Below are 17,320 nucleotides of genomic sequence, written 5' to 3'. Positions count from 1 at the left end.
TATAATTACTCAATAAATGCTCCCCTTCTAGGGTACGAACTCAAAGCAGAAAAGTTTCATCTACAACGAGAAAAACGGAATGCTCATAAGACGTATTTGATTACTTCTATGTCTTAATTTAATTAAAAAATTTATTATCTCAAAACTGAGTTTTCAACTATCCTGCATAATTCCAAGTAAAAAAGACGACTTTTCTTATTGAACAATCGCCCCCTATACAGGAAGACTTGACTTCAAGATATTTATTTCAAAAGCCCTTAGTTTATGAGACTAACCTTCTCTAATGAAGACGAATAAACTCTTGGACTACTAATAAAAAAAGCCAACATGATATGTTGACTCTCTAAAAATCATTCAGTTTCTAACTGTTTACGGATCCAATTTTTGAAAGGCGATGGTACTATTTTTTTAATCAAGGGTAGAAATAAAAGAAGCAAACCAGAAATTCCCAAAATTATACTGAAAACAAAGAATCCTTGAGCGTGTTGTGGAATATTAGCTTCTGGAACTCTTTCAGCCGTTTGAATTCCTAAGAAACTAATTCCTATTCCGTCCCCATCAGCATTTCTCCCCATCCCTCTTAACTCAATTCCTTTTTCATAGGCCATGTAGGATAAATAACCAATAAAAATCACAGTAAATATTCTAAAGAATTTCATCTAACCGCTCCCAAATGTAAATTTATTACTCTAAGGGTAGCATACATATTTTGAAGAGAAAAGGTGAGTTCCCAAGTAAAGGCAGTTTTCGCTGCCATAGGAATAATTATTAATTAACCCCCCTTTCCTTAAAGATAGTTTTTACTTGCAACCCAAACCATAACATCAAAGCAGGAACAATTGCGAAAAGCAATGGATAATCAAAATTAGCAGGAATACCTGTTACATTTAAGAATGGTTGAATAGTTACAAAATATAAGAAGTTAAAAGAATTTAGCATTGAACCTTCAAAACTAGAGGCAGGTAGTAAAGTGCCTAGATATAGTAGCAAACTAAATACTGGGATTAAAACAACAGTTAGGATGTTTTTTTTAACAGATCCTCTATATTCCAAAAACAAACCTAAAATAAAATAAAGAACCAGCGAAAATATTAAGACAGCTAGCGATAAATTTTTATTCTCAACTCTGCTCCAGACCTCTAGGTTTAAAATCCCAGCAATGCCTATAACAATGAAATGAAAAAAAAGTGATAGGAGATTAGATTTCAACAAATTAAATATCCTCATTTAACCCCCTCCTTGTTAGAGTAAACTGCTCCGTTAGCACAATAAGCGATAGTCACTGTGGTAAGAGGTAGACCGGTACCAGTTATTATTTGAGGTTTAAGAACGAAATAAAAGTGGTATATAACAAATATACCCATTATTGTTTGATTAAAGAACACCACTTCGCACTTCGGTAAGAGAAGTCTAACAAAATATAAAATGGGAACACTGAGGTCTTATGCATTATAAAGTGATTAGCAATATAGGAAATGGTTCGCAGGTAACTTTTTGCAGGAATAACAAGGAGTATATTTTTTTTACTCATTCTAAGGCACGATCATTTCTTAAATATATTCTTTTCCAAAATGTGCTGCCCAGTAAATATAACTTCGAAATAAATTTTTGTAATTAATTTCGTGTGAACATCCTTTTTGCCTTACTTACCCTCCACATTAACATCGTTTATTCAGCATACTTAGGATTAAACGGTGTAATTATTAGTTCGTGCTTGTTCCCTACAAAGTTTTTCTTCATTATGAAAAGCCCCCTTTAACAGAAGACTTGATTTCGAGATATCTTTCAAGATCTTTAACTAACGCCCCCGTTACTTGAAAAAGGCAATGTATTATAATTGTTTTTAAGACCACTTCTATTTTTTTTGACGTAAAAATTTAAATATTCCAGGGACTCTTTCTCTAAATACTAAATAGTTATGTTCCGCACCTTTAATGACTTCAAACTTTGCATTTTTTATTTTTCCATTTAGGATTTCATAAATGACATTATTTGAAGCTAAAAATTCCTTACTTATTGCTTCTTCATCTCCAGCTTCCTTAATCCCGCAGTCTAAGTAGATACTTTCAATCTGTGACGAATCAGAATCACGTAGTAACTTTTCAATTTCCTCCTGGTTTCGGTAAAAAGCTGAAGATATAACTATTATATTTCTGAATACTTGAGGATAACGACACATAGCGTAAGTGGAAATAAGTCCTCCTAAAGAAATTCCTGACATTGCAGTACGGTCTTTTGATGTGCGATAATTTTTGTCTATGAATGGCTTTAGTTCATTTACAATAAAGTCTACATACTGCGTCCCTTTTCCTCCAGCTAAACTTTCCTGGCCTAATATTTTCTTGCTATATTCCCCATTTTTCCAAGGACAATATTCATTTATTCTATCTTCGCTATTTTGGTCTATTCCGACAACGATAACTTCCAATTCGTTTTCATCTAAATAATTTTCAAATCTTAAAGACGTGCCACCAATTGTGTCATTATCCTGGAAGATATTTTGCCCATCGTGCATATACAATACTGGATAACTCTGGTTTTCTCTGCCGTAATTTTTAGGGAGATATATTCTACTCAGTCTTTCTTGTTCGAATGAATTTATATACAAAGGAAATATTTCTAACACCACTATTCCACCCTTTCACAATAATATCCATTTTATAGGTCGCATACTTGTTGAACTAATCTGATCCGTTAGCACAATAAGCATTAGCCACTATGCAGCTATTGCCCCCAATTCATGAAGACTTGAAATCAAGATAATTAAAGATTAAACGAGTACTCACCTATAAAATATCAGCAATCCAGATTATAATTCCTTCCTTTATTCCATATTGAATCAGTCCTTCATAAGGGTCTCCTGAAATATCCAACAGTTCACAAAACGCTGGTTCAGTCTTATAACCCTGCTTTTTTAGCCCAATAACTTTATCTTTAAGCGTAGAGTTATTTTTTAATAATTCATATTCAATAATCATATGTAGATAAGCGTTTTGACAATGTATAGGTTGATCTTGACCAAACAGTTCTAGCTCAAAGTTACGAAACAAGAATTTGGCCTTACTTCACGTCCTCTTATAATCGTCCTTTTTAGATTAAAGCTAGAGGTGCTCCTATATAGATTTTTCAGCTTTTGTTCAAACAAATCCAGGTCTCTCACATTCATAATAATGTCTAAGTCAGAATTATCTAGATCAATACCAATAGGAATAGTTCCACAAAGAACGGGATTGTATATTTTCAAGGAATTGAAAATACCTAGTTCATTAATAGCCTTATAAGCATCCTTTTGCTTTGTATTACCTTTTTTCATATAATCAAACAGGTTAAACAACTGGTCACCCCCTTAAACGGAAGACTTGATTTCAAGATAATTAGGTCATGTGCAAAAACGTCCTAAAATATTAAATCATAACAATTCCAACTTAACGCTAATTCTTGTATAGATTTTTGACTTCTCCAAAAAATAATAAAAAATCTACCAAGGAAAAGAGTGAAATTATGGAACAAGGAGAAAAATTGAAAACAGCCTCCACAGCAATGACAAGTGATTTTAAAGTACAAACTGTTGGTGGTGCTGAGAAAACAACAAAGTCTTTTGAAAACATAGATAAAGTCAATGATATTATTAATGATTGGAATGCAATGTCAAAAAAAGCAGCAAATCTTACAATAGAACAATACGGTCCTCCAAACGAAGCTACTGAAAGCAGACTAATTTGGTATAACAATGGCCCTTGGAAACGAACCATTGTTTATCGTGATGAGATTCCACACGATTTCCCTCAACCTCATACCGATGTTATCGAGAACTACATTAACTACTCTGTCCCAGTTGAGATGTTTGGTAAACTTGCCGAATTTGACGGTAGTGTTATCGTTGAACGGACAAGAGGAGAGGTTTCTTCCCGATGTGATATGGAAGCTGCTAATATCCTTGCACTAAACCTAATGAATGATATTGTAACCGGTAAGGCAGGCGTTGAAGAAGCCCGTGAAAAATATTGTGAAGTGACCTCAGCTTTTATGATGAACAGACCAGCACCGTACGCTGAAAAGCTTCAGTTTGAAGTATCGAAACATGAAAAATATGATACAGACATTGTGATGATTGCAGATGAAATGATGGAACAAACCAAAGAAAAAATTAATGATATTATCAATGATAATAGGGATATTTGAAAGCCCCTTTAAAAATACCTTACCTTTAACATCGTTAAGAATGTTTTTTAAAAGTTTTTGGGTTAAGATCTACAAAGTGCAATCTCTTAACGGTGCCGAATTTCCTCAGTGCGTTACTTTATCTTTAGTAAGCTAAAACACCATTCACAAAGGATACTTACTTTGCGCTTGAAAATTTATACCTAAAAATAAAGAAGGTGCTATTGTTAAGGTCAGCACCTTCTTTGAGGTAGCGTTCGGAAAATGTATATTTACAACGATTAGAACAAAGCTCTTTCCTAACCCCTGATTCAATTAAAGCCCCCTTAAACGGAAGACTTGATCTCGAGATAATTTATCAGTAAGGCACCTTGCGACTTACAACTCATCAGATGATTTGACTATATTAGCAAAACAGATGAGAGATGAAGATGTAGGATTTGTGCCCATCTTAGAAAATGACAAATATGTGGGAGTGGTAACTGATCGTGACATCGTTGTTAAAGGGCTAGCCAAAGGGACACCCGACAATATTCAAGCTTCTGACATCATGACGGAGAAAATAATTACTGGCTATCTAGATATGAAAGTGGACGAAGCAGCACGCTTGATGCAGGAGCATCAAATTAAACGGCTAGTTGTAGTAGACAACGATTCTTTAAGTGGTGTCGTTAGCTTAGGTGACTTAGGAGTCGAAGGTGCAGATGACGTAGCAGCAGATATTGTAAGCGAAGTATCCAAAGGCAAAGGAAATAATTAACTAACAGCTGATGGTACGGCAGGTGAATTTATGCCGTACCATTTATATGTTTGGTCATTTATTAAAACAAACGGGCCACCGGACCACTTCAGTACCCAATGGGACGTAGTTAATGACCCAAAAGTGGGAGAACCTCTTATTTATGCACTTGCCAGTTTCTATAGAAGCAATTCGACGATATATACCTAAGGGGCTAGAATTAGACACTTATGAGAAAAAGCCTGACTTCCCATTATCCCCTGCAGAAGTAAAGGATAGGGGCCGAAAAATATGCCCCCTATTTATATTCTCACTTAGAATTAAATGTTCGAACGTCTGTGAGAAGGAAGGGTGCACCGGGAATTTATTTAGCTTGGACGCGAATAAAATATTAGCTGTAGCAGGAGCAAGAATCCACACTTTGTCTTACTATTATTCGACTATGAGGACGAAGTTTGAAAAAAGGAATTCACTTTTTTCAGCAGGCGACGGGAATGTCAAATGCCTTGTTGTAAGCTGCTTATCGTCCCTTATTAGAAGGCTATTATCCTGAGCGAAACAGTTTGGATGAGTAGCTTTTAGAAAGGTATTATGCTTGGACGCCCTTTATGGGGATACTGATGGAAGTAGGAATTCCTGATAACCCATTGAAACTGAAAGACGTAGAAGCTGAAGCCCAAATGTATAATTTATCTCCTTTATCTATTGATGAATTGGAAAAGCGTAAGCCGGTATATCATTTTTCTAAAGAAAAACGTGTATTATTTTGGCCTTTAAAAATTATTAACTAACAAGTGTTCATTCTACTAGTAAATTAAAGGTGATGGACCCCCCTTTATAAATTTTAACGTTAAAGGTATTTCTGTTACGATTCTCTTACGTTGATAAATATCTCCAAAATCCTTAGTGGAAAGATTAGAAACTGTGTTAGTATAAGCTTAAAAGGAGGTAACTATGTTAGTACAAGTGCAATGGCTCAGTTACTGTAAAGAAAGCGAACTCGATCGGCCCGAGTTGTTCAAACGAATTGATGAATTAAACGTAGAGGATCGGATAGGAAATGATATAGAACAGTTAAAAGAAGAAGTTAAAAAAGAAATTGTGAAAATGTATGATGTTGCCAACGAAGAGGTTCAAATCATAAAATGTCACATCGAAAACTCAGCTTGAAAGAAAATCAATAATTTAATAGGGAAGAATGCATAAATCGATAAGAGGCCGTTAGCAACCCTCTTTTATCGATATAGCAACATAGGGCGTGAAGTAAGAGGATGGTCTGCCCCCTCCCCATAATCTTATCCTCTTACATACAGTATTGCTATTTCTGCGATACTCCCTTTGGGAAACAATCCGAATCGGTTACTTTTCTCTATCTTTTTCTAAACTTAAATTTCACCCTATAAACAAACTCTTCCTTGTTAACTTCATATTAAGGTAAATTTTCAGCTTTAAAGCTCTAAAGTCATGACTCCAATAATAATTAATACAATGGATATAGTTTTTCTGAAATTTGCTTTTCTTTCAAGAATAGAATACCCATCATTGTAGTTGCTCCAACAGAGACTCCTGACCAAATCGCACACACAATAATTATATCGACATATTTGGGGTGACAGTGTCAAAGAGTTAATATATATATAGTAATAAAATGTAAAACATCGTTTCTAGACATTTTATTCGAGCACCCTAATAATAATTTTATAGTGATATTGCCAATAATTGAAAACATCAAATTGACGGTTAAATTCAGATATGCCATTCATTGAGTAACGTCCCCATGCTGCATAGTTTTAAAAGCTATATTACCTCGAATTCAAGTCTTCAACATACTGCCCATTAGTGAAAAATCGATCGTCCATATTAAACAGTAGCCCCCCTTTAACAAAAGACTTGATTTCGAGATATTGAAGAAGAAATTTAATTAACGCCCCCGTTACTTTAATAAGAATAACCCACTTTAACGAATGAATGCCATTTCTTTTTTTGCAAGAGCATCTTTTAACCATCGAGGGTGCATTTTCAATAAATCATGAGGTAGGGTTTCTTGTCCAAAAAATTTAATCTCAAGTGATTCATCTGAATTACATCTAAGTTCTCCTCCTGTAATTTCAGCTAAAATACAAGTTGTTATAAAATGTACTACTTTACCATTTGGATAAACAAACACTTGTGAATTAGGGTCAGAATAAACACCAATTAGCTTTTTAATTCTTATATCTAAGTTTGTTTCCTCTTTTACTTCCCTAATAGCTGCTTCAGAAACTGTTTCCCCTATTTCTACATGTCCCGAAGGAATCCCCCATAACTCTACATCTGCTCTTTTCTGTAATAAAACTTGATTCTTCTCATTCAAAATTATTACAGCAATACCAGCTTTTATTTCATCAATTTTCTCCATACAATAAACCTCCTTAGAAAATAAAAAAGGTCCGAGGGGAAAGATTTCAACGCATAACAAATACGCTGAACCTTTCCCCTCGGACCTTTTATGTCAATAGGTGCCTTTTACTTTTGTAAAAGATGTAGCCCTCGGTCACAGACCTATAATAGCGGAACCCTAGCTACAATTTTCCAGTTCATAAAACGAAGATTATTATTTTTGTACATCTCACATTTTACAATAAATCATAAAATAATTAAAGGTGTTCTTACACTAAACTGTTCCGTTAGCTCAATAAGCAATAGCCACAGTGCAAACATCGCACCATTTACCTTTACTGGAACAACAAATTCTATTATTTCTGGCGCTTGTTTATTATTATTAAAATTATTCCTATACTCATTAACACAAAAGTAATGGCATCAGCAGCTATTTGAAAAGTCTGCATAGTAAAAACAATATTTTTACCTATTCGCAAACTAACATTAGCTCCTAATTGCGATGCCATAAAAACTTTAAATAAAAATAAGAGAAAAGCAAGTGAAATAAAACTGATTGCAAAATTGATTTTATTCAAGACAAATCAACTCCATTACTCTCAGATAAACTTGTAATCCTCCTTTGTTGTTACTGTTAAGTACATAATTTCCTATTCAATACCCCTGCTGTTAGTTAATAAAGCGATCGTCTATATTGAACAATTGCCCCCTATACATGAAGATTTAAAATCGAAATATCTCTTACTGTTCTTTTACTTTTGCTCTCGTTAGCTTAATTTTACCGAACTTTTATAATAAAAAATAAAAGAGACAGTTATGGTTAAAAGAGCAGTTCCTCCTACAATGTAAAATCCATCCCAATAAGGAGAACTTCCAGTTAACATCCAAACTTTATAAGGGATAAATATCATTGCTGCAATTACTAAAACTCCCCATAACAGCGAAATCACATTTTGTTTAGCCTCTTTTATAGCAGAATGACTTTTAGAATACTTAATCCTAGAGATCTTTCTCAAAGCGAATAACAAAACAAAAATGGTAACAATAAGGGATAGATAATTCATTTAATTCACCTCCTTGTTACTCACAAATTTCACTCTAATCTTCAATGGTATAACGAAGAACATAGTAGTTTTCTTCCATCTCTGTTTTGTCAATAAAATCTAACGTTAAAAGTTTCCACCCCCTAAAAGTGCTGGAAGTTAGGATTCAGACTTTTTTACTATTCAGATTCTCGGTTGTACTTTGTTTGGTTATAAGTAGAGAAAGTAAGGGATATCGCGATAGCTGTTAAGAGGAGATCACCGATGAACGTGACATTTGGTATGTACCATATGTAGGTAGGTGTGATGTTTTTCATTGCTAAAATATCCACTTGCACATCAAAATTTGTGGAAATTAAAATTTTTTCCAATCCACTTCATACCATTAGGAGAACACCTAAAAATTAAACAAACTAAGCTGGTTGATGTTTTCATAGTATTCCTCCTTTTTGCTTACGGTTCATTCTAACATAATATACCAATATTTTTTCTTAGTATATACTTTTTCCGTTAAATAGTAACTCCGATAACGAGGTTTTAAAACAAACCCTCACTCCTTTATTTAATCAAACTGCTCCGTCAACACAATGAGCGATAGCCACTGTGCAGCTATCGCCCATTGAGTAGTATGTTTAGATGAATTTTTCTAGCTCCTTACATTGGAGGCGGTTTTTCCATCGAGAGAATGCATGTTTAGATTGTTTCCTTTGAGTATATTTTCAACAATATCCTTCTTATGATTACCCCTATACCTAAACCAATCGGCAAGAATAATATAGGCAGCCATATCGGACCCATTAAGTATCCAAAGAATGTAAATCGAGGTGAAAACATTAGGCCTGTTGTAACGAAATATGCCGAGAATAAAAGAGGCAAATAGGGAAAGGATTGATCCTTTCCCCCACCAGCATCCTTATATGCATCCCAAATAGAAAAGAAATATAAACACGGATAAAACATTAGCCACATATAATTGGTTTCAGCGATTGCTTCCTCAATCTTAAAATTAAAACTCAAAACAATGACTTTATTAAAGTTTCCCATAACATTAATAAGAATCTCCAAGCTAACTAGCAGTATTCCTTTTATATATTTTTCATTTATCAATTGTCCAAAGCCCGGCAAAGCAATACTCCATAATAAAACTTCTAATTTGTTACTTTTTTTAGAATAACCTATTTCCATAACTTCACCTAATTTGCTAAGCCCTATCTACCAGTAGCTCTATTTACTTATCTTTTGCTATGTCCTTTCTATTCGGAGCAAGTGGCGGCTGTTCTAACCAGTTATTTTTGGTCATTAAATTAAACCATTCTTTGGTTATCATTATATTTTTTAATATGATTTTTTCAAAAGTTGTTACGAGGTCTACTCGCATTGCTGATGCTAGACCTGCACCATGGTATGATTGGGCAGATTGTAATAAGAAACCCATGTGGTACAACATTAACTTGTCTGAGAATGGGGAATCCTGTGAAGAAGTAACCTCTGACTCCCAAGACATTGGAACCGGCAAATTATCTCCTTTTAATATTTTACTTAATGATTGAATTTGTTGATTGGATGCATTTTGTGTACTCTCTAAAAATTTTCTAATCTCTTTTGATTTTGCCACTTGGCTAAATCCTATAGAAAGTGACTTCTCCATTATTTTCTTCTTAATATTAAGGGATAGAGCAATAATTTCTGTTGCAGCTAAAGGGCGTTTATCTCCTAAAAAGCCATTAATAAACTGTTGACCTGAAACAAATTCGGGTTTTTTTTCAGGGTAAAAGTAAGGATCCCTTTGAAAATGTCCCTTCTCCAATAGTAAATCAGTAGTTCGCTGATACATACTCATAGCATCATTACTAGCTGATTCATAGAAATGTCTTAAATCCTTTCTAACAGAAGAACTAAGTGATATAGTATGCCCTATTAAACCGTTCAACGTCATAATATGCAAATAGTGCAAACAGAATATGTCAGAAAATAATCTTTTGGTGCCTCTATTAAGGTCTGATTCTGAAAATCCAACTGGAACTGGGAATTCTTCGTTTTCAATAAACCATTTTATTTGTTGCTTTTGATTACCGGAAATTTCTATTGCATCTTCGAAGATTTCTTTTATCTTCTCATCTTCTATAATGGACAGCATATATTTATTAACAATATCAACGGCAGTTCCATTTACATACTCTCCCCACAATGTTCCTATTTCAGCAGATGTGAGTTTTAATTCTTCTTTATCCATATAATCACCTCTTTCTAATGTTGCCCAGAGTATTAAGGTTTTATTTAGATAATTGTTAGAGTAATTCTAAGTTTCCAAGGTTCTTCTGCAAACGTGTAGCTTCACTTTAATAAGCCAACCTAAAAAGTCGGTTCCTTAGCGTATTAGGTGATGAATTGTCGTTTGTTTGGGAGAATACTCGTCTTCTACTTACCTATCTTGCATTGCCATCGTTTAAGACATCATCCGTATGCTGGAAACTCTGCTGAAACCAACAGAAGGTCAAGCGGTATAATTTAGCAAAAGAAGCGGATGAAGTAAGGCAATCGATCAGTTTGACGGGTCAGTTTACTTCTGTTGGAGTTATCTGGCCGAGAAAATTTAATATTCATTGGCAGGTTACTTGGTTTTTCTCGTTTGGATGAACCAACAACCGGCCTTGATCCGAGAATTCGGAATGAAGTGTGGTATCTTTCGGGCATTAGTCAAAAATGGTAACGACAGTGTTTCTTACGACACAATACTTAGAAGAAGCAGATCAACTTGCTGACCTTATTGGTGACCGAGGAGTTTTAATTGCTGAAGGAACGAGTACAGAATTGAAATCATCGATTGGTGTTCGAAGCTTAATTATCGACTTCGAAGACGAACAGGATTTGGACCAGGCAGAGTCAATCTTTGATTGATATTGTTTTTATCATCCCGTATGTCTATAGAATCTATAGGTTTCTTTTCATCTATCTTTTGTGACAACGAGTAGAGTTTATCATCCTGATTTTTCCCATCCAGTTATAAAAACAATTAATACAGATAATAAGAAGAACCTAACAATCATACGAACAACCTTCCATTTAATTGAAATCTTTGTTAGTTAAATCATTTTAAGATTCTTTAATTACAGCAATACTTTTTCCAAAAAAATCACTTTATCTCGAAATCAAGTCTTCCACAATCCTGCCCTTTTCTGGAAGACTTGATTTCGAGACAATAGCCCTTCTTTTAGCAACGGAACATCTGTTGTTAATTTCTATCTTTCTATAACACTCAAAAAGAAAAGAACGAAATCATATCCGATTTCGTCCACCAATTGATGAGTAATTTTAACTTTTCTCCTCGATAACTGACCCGTTACACATTTAATATTTATATAGATAGCAACTGCACCATGTTATATAGCCCATTCTTTTCGGAAACGGATCTTCAGTTGGTGTTAAAGCGAGGAATAGAACAATTTGCCAGCCATAATGATCACAGAAACAATCAATATACGCTGGACCCATTTCTCCCCACGTTGTACTGCAAATTTACTGCCTAGAAAAGCCCCGATGCTTGTACCGATGGCTAACGTAATGCCGTATCCCCAATCGATCTGATCGTTTATGATAAATACGATTAATGCGGATAGTGTGTAAATTGCTACCACAAAAACCTTGATGCTATTGATTTTCACAAGGGACAAGCCAGATACCACTGTTAAGGAAGCAATGATTATGAAACCGACACCAGCTTGAATAAAGCCGCCATACACTCCCACAAAAAAGAAAATGACGATCAGACCTATTTTTCTTGAAAGTGTGTCTTCAGTTGGACCATTTGATAACTTCTTATGTGGTTTCCAAATGATAATGGCAAGAACAAGCAGCATGACCATGGAAAGAATCCGATTAAAGATCTCATCGGAAAGAGAAATGGCGAAGTTCGCTCCCACAATCGAGCCGATCAAGGCAGGAATCGCCAGCATCGTGCTGAACTTCCAATCAAAGTATCCATGTTTTCGGAAAGATGCAATAGCGACAATATTTTGAGCCATCAGCGCAATCCGATTGGTTCCGTTTGCTACGGCTGAAGACAAGCCGAAAAATATCAGCATCGGCATGGTAAGGAGCGAGCCGCCACCAGCAATTACATTAATAAACCCTGCCCCCACTCCAACCAATAAAATGGCGATAAAAGATAATAGTGTCATTCTGGTCAGTCCTTTAACTATGTATGCTAGGTAGATGATTGGCAGGTATCAACTATGGTATAAACTATTATTGGTAGTGAGAACAACCAACATCCTTTCTGTCCACTCTACCATAATTTCACTTTCTTGTTTTGGAAAAATGATAGATTGCAAAAACTAAAAAATGCATACTTACAGCCCAAATGACTCCGGCTATACCTAATTGAAGGGATATTTCTTCCGAAGCCATCGGGTGGTGATAATCAAAGGCCATTGCTTTTATAACGAAATAGAAGGCCAGAGAAAAAAATACCATATGTAATAACGTGCTTCCATACGCAAGAAAATTGTCCTTTTTCTTGACCCAAAGGAACAAGGTTATTAATAGAGCTCCTCCCATTACTATCGAGTATCCAGCAATCAACATCCCAATGACTTCCTGTTCTAATGGCATCCTTATACCCCTCTTCCTTAATTAAAATAACTTACTTCTTATACCAATTATCTCAGTGTTAACATCCTTGCTTTGATTTTAATTCCATCCTCAAATTAACATTAACATATTATGGTAGGATGAGAGCGTTCAGGAAACATAAAAAATTGAAACTTTTTATTAGGTTGATCACTCATATATGGGTGAGGAGGTGGCAAATTGTTACATGAGCACATAGTAAAAAAAGCTATGAAAGGCAATGAAGAAGCATTTGAAACACTGATTAAAGAAGAAAGCGAGAAATTATACAAAACAGCATTCCTCTATGTCCGTAATGAACATGATGCCCTGGACGTCGTTCAGGACGCCGTGACCAAAGCATTTATTTCTATCAACCAACTAAAAAAAGCGGAACTGTTTAAAGCCTGGCTGATGAAAATATTAATTCATACGGCCTATGATTTCCTTCAAAAGCGAAAGAAAGTTGTCCTGACCGACGACTTTTCCAACTTCCGGGAGTATGAGAATCATAGCATTGATGAAAAGCTGGACTTGCTTGCTGCTCTGTCAAACTTAAGCACGGATTATAAAACGGTGATTATCCTTTTCTATTTTCATGATCAGTCGATTAAAAGTATTTCCGAAACGATGGAGAAACCGGAAGGAACGGTGAAAACTTATCTTCACCGCGCTAAAAATGAACTAAAAAAATCATTAGGAGGAGTTAGGATCAATGAGAAAAGAACCATTTGATCAGCAGTGGAGCGAGATAAAAGTCCCTGACCGTGCCCTGGAGCAGGCAATTACGAATGGTATCAAATCAGGAAAGCGTATGAAGCGTAATAGGAAACACTGGAAATCGACCGCTGCCATTTCGTCGGCTGCTGCGTCACTAGTCCTGGCCTCTGGACTGGTCTTCTCTCCCGTCACGGAAGTACTGGCAAAGGTTCCTGTCCTTCACTTCATTTATGAGGACATGACTACAACAGTTGGCAGTGAACTGTTCGCAAGTGACCTGGTTACAGAGCTTGAAGAGAAAGCAACTGATAACGGAATTGATATAACCATTACGAGTGCCTACTATGACAATCAATTACTGGGAATTACTTTCAAAGCAGAAGGCGACCAGCTTTCATCCATAAAAAATATGAATCAACCAAACAGCTCTGAAACTGGATATGGTTACTATTTATTTGATGGCGAGGAAAAAAGCCAATGGGCTGGGTCGATGAGCAGTCTCAAAAAAACGGAAGATGGATTTGTCGGTGCGATAGAGTTTTACCAATTGAACCAAACCATCGACAATGATTTCACACTTCCCCTTACGTTTACATCCGTCCTTGGGGAAAAAGGCACCTGGAAGTTTGATGTACCGATTGAAAAACGGCCAGCTGAAAATCTTATGGTGAAAGGTGAAAGCCGTACGGAAGATGGTTCCTACACCTTTACTATGGACACCATAACAAAAGGAAACGCTACCACCATTCTGGATTATGAAACGACACGACCAAAAGACGGAGAAAGAGATCAAATCAACATCGATGTTTTCGATGATCAGGGGAATCGCCTGATGCGTAGAAATATCGGAAATATCCTCAATATAAAAGAAACGGCTAATCAGGTAAAAGTTAAGGAACGCTCTCTCTTTACGAGTAAAATTGATGAGAGTGATCAGTTTCTCACGATTCATCCAACGGTGGTAAGTGATGAATTTGAGACCATCCATGCGATTCAGCCATCCACCTTTGAAGTGGAAAGTAAGCGGTTTGGCTACAAAATCGTCGTCAATGAAGTTATGAAAAAAGACGGCGATGTAGTAGTCGATTATCACATCAAAAATGTGGACGCAGCAAAGTTTAGTAATGATATCTTCAACAATTTTGCAAATCAGATAAAGCTTATTCGCTCGGAAGATGTCATTCCAGGTGCCGATGGCCAAACCCAGTATGAAGCATTGGAAGATGATTCACTCGTTCTAGCTGAAAAAGGAACAGTAATGGACCGGGAAGCATTGCATTTTCAGTCACGATTTAACCTTGGTAATCAGGATACATTCACCCTAGCGGATTATTCCCTGATGGTACCTTTTGGAATTTTCGCGGGTAATGACACAATTGAAATGAAGCTGATCAAAATAGATTTAAGATAGTGATTATAAGGGCAGCCACCTCGTACAGAGACTGCCCTTATTTTCAGTTATTCTTCTATATAAGCGACCGGTCTCGTCCATGCTCCGCTTGCTTTTTCAATTTTCACCGGAAAACAGGACACCTTGAACCCATGCCTCATCGGAATTTGATCCAGATTCGCCAGCTTTTCAATTTGGCAGTATTCTTTTTCGATTCCTACATAGTGTGCATCCCACATTACCCCTTTGTCCGGTGCAGCCATGTACTGCTTAGCCTGAATGTTTAGGGGAATATCCCAGCCGTCGGTCCCTACGACTTTAATGCCCTGTTCAAGCAGCCAGCGAGTCGCTTCTGCTGATACACCTACATGCAGGAAAGCGTATTGATCATCATAAAGTTTCTTATCAGCATCACTTCGGACCAGCACGATGTCGTAAGGTTTTAAGGAATAATCGATTTCCTTCAGTTGTTGTTTAAGATCATCTGACGAAATTTCATATCCAGGCGGATGATTGCTGAAATCAAATAAAACGGCATCATGATAAAACCAATCAAGGGGCATTTCATCAATGGTCCGCGCCGGTTCCCCTTCTGATTGTTCTCCGTAATGCCATGGGGCATCTACGTGTGTGCCGGCATGCGTGTTTGCGGTCACTGTTTCAGTTGCCCATGCTTTACCATCCCGAAAGGCTTCTTTTTCAATGCCAAGAATCTTCGCTCCCTGTTCCGCACCATCCTCATGGGTGTGGGATACAATGGACGGGGGAAGCGGTTCCTTTACTTTAGGACTTAGGGGTACACTCAAGTCAATTAATTTCATAACCCATCTCCTTTCATTTAATTACATGTTCGTGAATGATTTGTATAATCCCTCCCCACTGATGGACCATCCGGATCGTATCCAGTAAATTTCTTACAGCAGTTACTGCTTCCTACCGTTTAAATAATTTATTTTCGGTTATTAAGTATAGGTAATTGATTTATAAGATGAAATAGAGGTGAAATAGATGGGCAAATCTATCAAAACATTAGGACTAATCACAGCACCGGGTTATCCAGATGAACTAAGAGAAAAGCTGCAGCAGCAATTACCGGATTTGCTCAGTTATTACGTTGATGAGAACTACGAATGGGATGTCGCCTACACCATTGACGCACTCACAGGCGTGACGGAAGATTCCAATAAGGTATTACGTGCGACTTTGGATAAGAAACAAGATAATACTTGGGATTTTGCAATCTGTCTTACTGATTTGCCATTTTTTAATGACAAAAAGCCGATAGTAGCAGAAGCATACGAAAAGGAAAGCGTTGCATTAATCAGTTTACCAGGACTTGGATCAACGCCAATGTTCAAACGGATACGAGAATCGATTTTACAATTGGTAAATGAGATGTATTATGGGAGTTCCAATGAAGACAGGGAGCGGGCAGAACAAAGGATTCAGGCTAAAAATGGCGATCAACATAAAGAGTTGAAAAATAAAAGTTCTACCAGACTGGTAGGCAAGCGTTTATTCAACCGTGTATCTCCACTTCAAAGGGAAACACCGGATGAAAGCGAATCGAACATTGATGTCCGGTTCACGGTAAAATCTCGTTTCAGCGGCGCCATACGGGTTTTATCAGGGATGGTCCGGGCAAATCGCCCATGGGCCATGTTCCCATCTTTTATGAAAGTTATCATTATTGCTTTCACAACTGGATCATATGCGCTCGTATTCCCGACGCTATGGCAACTCAGTAACAATTACGGGATATGGCGGATGTTTATGCTGTCGATCGCTTCCATACTGGCTATGGTCGGGTGGATCATCCTCGCCCACAAGCTATGGGAGAAGCCGAATGATCAGCATGCCGGTTATTTACGAAAACTGTACAACATTGCCACAGTTCTCACCCTTTTAGTCACGGTCTCTATGTATTACTTCTTATTATTCCTGTTATTTGCGGTCGCAGTGATAGCGCTGATACCGATGGGATTGTTGCAGTCCCAGTTAACTGGCAGTGTGGGCTTCATCAATTACTTCTACATTGCATGGACAGCGACAAGCGTTTCCACCATCATCGGTGCACTCGGGTCTGCGCTTGAAAATGAAGATGTGGTCCTCTCTTCCACTTATGGATATCGCCAGCGGCAACGTTACGAACAGATAAAAGAATCAGAAGAAGAAAAAGAAGAAGCAGAGGAAGAGAAAAAAGAGGCAGCCGAAGAAAAGAAAGAAGCAGCTCAGGAGAAAAAAGAAGCCCAGGAAGAAAGTTAAAATGTGTAAGAGTTA

General features: G+C 36.7%; 20 protein-coding genes and 2 pseudogenes. 10 read left to right on the top strand and 12 right to left on the bottom strand.

Features of this window, described 5'->3' with window-relative positions; all coding sequences use genetic code 11:
- Nucleotides 1-350: 350 nt before the first annotated feature.
- From BLV00_RS01850 to BLV00_RS01835, 4 genes and pseudogenes are all read right to left on the bottom strand, one after another.
- Entirely contained in the window at nt 351-659 is a 309-nt protein-coding gene (locus tag BLV00_RS01850) for a hypothetical protein (RefSeq protein WP_093041695.1), read from the bottom strand.
- A 109-nt stretch (nt 660-768) separates the two neighbouring features.
- Complete coding sequence (locus BLV00_RS01845; protein ID WP_093041692.1) at nt 769-1,227, bottom strand: hypothetical protein; 459 nt, start codon at nt 1,225-1,227, stop codon at nt 769-771.
- 628 nt (nt 1,228-1,855) lie between these two features.
- Nucleotides 1,856-2,626: an alpha/beta hydrolase gene (locus BLV00_RS01840; protein WP_093041689.1), complete on the bottom strand. Its 771-nt coding sequence runs from the start codon at nt 2,624-2,626 to the stop codon at nt 1,856-1,858.
- Between the two features lie 160 nt (nt 2,627-2,786).
- Nucleotides 2,787-3,334, bottom strand: a pseudogene (locus BLV00_RS01835) (DUF4269 domain-containing protein).
- A 167-nt stretch (nt 3,335-3,501) separates the two neighbouring features.
- Between BLV00_RS01835 and BLV00_RS01830 the strand changes: the two are divergent.
- From BLV00_RS01830 to BLV00_RS01815, 6 genes and pseudogenes are all read left to right on the top strand, one after another.
- Nucleotides 3,502-4,182 (top strand): hypothetical protein, encoded by a 681-nt coding sequence (locus BLV00_RS01830; RefSeq protein WP_218131875.1) that lies wholly within the window; start codon nt 3,502-3,504, stop codon nt 4,180-4,182.
- A gap of 355 nt (nt 4,183-4,537) precedes the next feature.
- Nucleotides 4,538-4,648: pseudogene (locus BLV00_RS22455) on the top strand (CBS domain-containing protein); the annotation flags it as partial.
- A gap of 63 nt (nt 4,649-4,711) precedes the next feature.
- On the top strand, nt 4,712-4,921 hold the full coding sequence (locus BLV00_RS01825; RefSeq protein WP_281242966.1) for a CBS domain-containing protein: 210 nt from the start codon (nt 4,712-4,714) through the stop codon (nt 4,919-4,921).
- A 112-nt stretch (nt 4,922-5,033) separates the two neighbouring features.
- Nucleotides 5,034-5,453, top strand: coding sequence for a DUF2071 domain-containing protein (locus BLV00_RS22720; protein ID WP_093041683.1), 420 nt, complete (start codon nt 5,034-5,036; stop codon nt 5,451-5,453).
- A gap of 67 nt (nt 5,454-5,520) precedes the next feature.
- Nucleotides 5,521-5,691 (top strand): hypothetical protein, encoded by a 171-nt coding sequence (locus BLV00_RS21795; RefSeq protein WP_176791282.1) that lies wholly within the window; start codon nt 5,521-5,523, stop codon nt 5,689-5,691.
- A gap of 163 nt (nt 5,692-5,854) precedes the next feature.
- A complete protein-coding gene (locus tag BLV00_RS01815) occupies nt 5,855-6,070 on the top strand; it encodes a hypothetical protein (protein ID WP_093041680.1) in 216 nt (71 codons plus the stop codon).
- Nucleotides 6,071-6,857: 787 nt separating this feature from the next.
- Here the strand turns inward: BLV00_RS01815 and BLV00_RS01810 are convergent.
- From BLV00_RS01810 to BLV00_RS01790, 5 genes are all read right to left on the bottom strand, one after another.
- A complete protein-coding gene (locus BLV00_RS01810) occupies nt 6,858-7,298 on the bottom strand; it encodes an NUDIX domain-containing protein (protein ID WP_093041677.1) in 441 nt (146 codons plus the stop codon).
- Nucleotides 7,299-7,635: 337 nt separating this feature from the next.
- Nucleotides 7,636-7,857, bottom strand: coding sequence for a hypothetical protein (locus tag BLV00_RS01805; protein WP_093041673.1), 222 nt, complete (start codon nt 7,855-7,857; stop codon nt 7,636-7,638).
- 189 nt (nt 7,858-8,046) lie between these two features.
- Nucleotides 8,047-8,343 carry a hypothetical protein gene (locus BLV00_RS01800; RefSeq protein ID WP_093041670.1) on the bottom strand — a complete coding sequence of 99 codons (297 nt, stop codon included), beginning with the start codon at nt 8,341-8,343 and terminating at the stop codon, nt 8,047-8,049.
- Between the two features lie 672 nt (nt 8,344-9,015).
- Nucleotides 9,016-9,507, bottom strand: a complete 492-nt coding sequence (locus BLV00_RS01795; protein ID WP_093041667.1) for a hypothetical protein — start codon at nt 9,505-9,507, stop codon at nt 9,016-9,018.
- A gap of 43 nt (nt 9,508-9,550) precedes the next feature.
- Complete coding sequence (locus tag BLV00_RS01790; protein WP_093041664.1) at nt 9,551-10,555, bottom strand: DUF3231 family protein; 1,005 nt, start codon at nt 10,553-10,555, stop codon at nt 9,551-9,553.
- 470 nt (nt 10,556-11,025) lie between these two features.
- On the opposite strand from BLV00_RS01790, the gene BLV00_RS22615 reads away from it, so the two are divergent.
- Nucleotides 11,026-11,220 carry a hypothetical protein gene (locus tag BLV00_RS22615; protein WP_342721960.1) on the top strand — a complete coding sequence of 65 codons (195 nt, stop codon included), beginning with the start codon at nt 11,026-11,028 and terminating at the stop codon, nt 11,218-11,220.
- Between the two features lie 524 nt (nt 11,221-11,744).
- Here the strand turns inward: BLV00_RS22615 and BLV00_RS01780 are convergent.
- Nucleotides 11,745-12,500, bottom strand: a complete 756-nt coding sequence (locus tag BLV00_RS01780; RefSeq protein WP_093041661.1) for a sulfite exporter TauE/SafE family protein — start codon at nt 12,498-12,500, stop codon at nt 11,745-11,747.
- 118 nt (nt 12,501-12,618) lie between these two features.
- Nucleotides 12,619-12,933, bottom strand: a complete 315-nt coding sequence (locus tag BLV00_RS01775; protein WP_245728726.1) for a hypothetical protein — start codon at nt 12,931-12,933, stop codon at nt 12,619-12,621.
- Nucleotides 12,934-13,131: 198 nt separating this feature from the next.
- Here BLV00_RS01775 and BLV00_RS01770 point away from each other — a divergent pair, with 198 nt between their 5' ends.
- Complete coding sequence (locus BLV00_RS01770) at nt 13,132-13,665, top strand: sigma-70 family RNA polymerase sigma factor (RefSeq protein ID WP_093041658.1); 534 nt, start codon at nt 13,132-13,134, stop codon at nt 13,663-13,665.
- Complete coding sequence (locus BLV00_RS01765) at nt 13,646-15,061, top strand: DUF4179 domain-containing protein (RefSeq protein WP_093041655.1); 1,416 nt, start codon at nt 13,646-13,648, stop codon at nt 15,059-15,061. The genes BLV00_RS01770 and BLV00_RS01765 overlap by 20 nt, the downstream gene beginning before the upstream one ends.
- Before the next feature lie 47 nt (nt 15,062-15,108).
- Here the strand turns inward: BLV00_RS01765 and BLV00_RS01760 are convergent, their stop codons facing one another.
- Nucleotides 15,109-15,861 carry a cyclase family protein gene (locus tag BLV00_RS01760; protein ID WP_093041652.1) on the bottom strand — a complete coding sequence of 251 codons (753 nt, stop codon included), beginning with the start codon at nt 15,859-15,861 and terminating at the stop codon, nt 15,109-15,111.
- 187 nt (nt 15,862-16,048) lie between these two features.
- Here BLV00_RS01760 and BLV00_RS01755 point away from each other — a divergent pair, with 187 nt between their 5' ends.
- The gene (locus BLV00_RS01755) at nt 16,049-17,305 is read left to right on the top strand and encodes a hypothetical protein (protein ID WP_093041649.1); all 1,257 of its coding nucleotides are present in this window, start codon (nt 16,049-16,051) and stop codon (nt 17,303-17,305) included.
- The last annotated feature ends 15 nt before the right edge of the window (nt 17,306-17,320 follow it).

Origin of the sequence: Thalassobacillus cyri, from assembly GCF_900107755.1 — a bacterium.
Classification (GTDB): domain Bacteria; phylum Bacillota; class Bacilli; order Bacillales; family Halobacillaceae; genus Thalassobacillus; species Thalassobacillus cyri.
The sequence above is the reverse complement of the archived record's forward strand: the minus strand, read 5'-3'. Positions and strand labels throughout refer to the sequence as shown.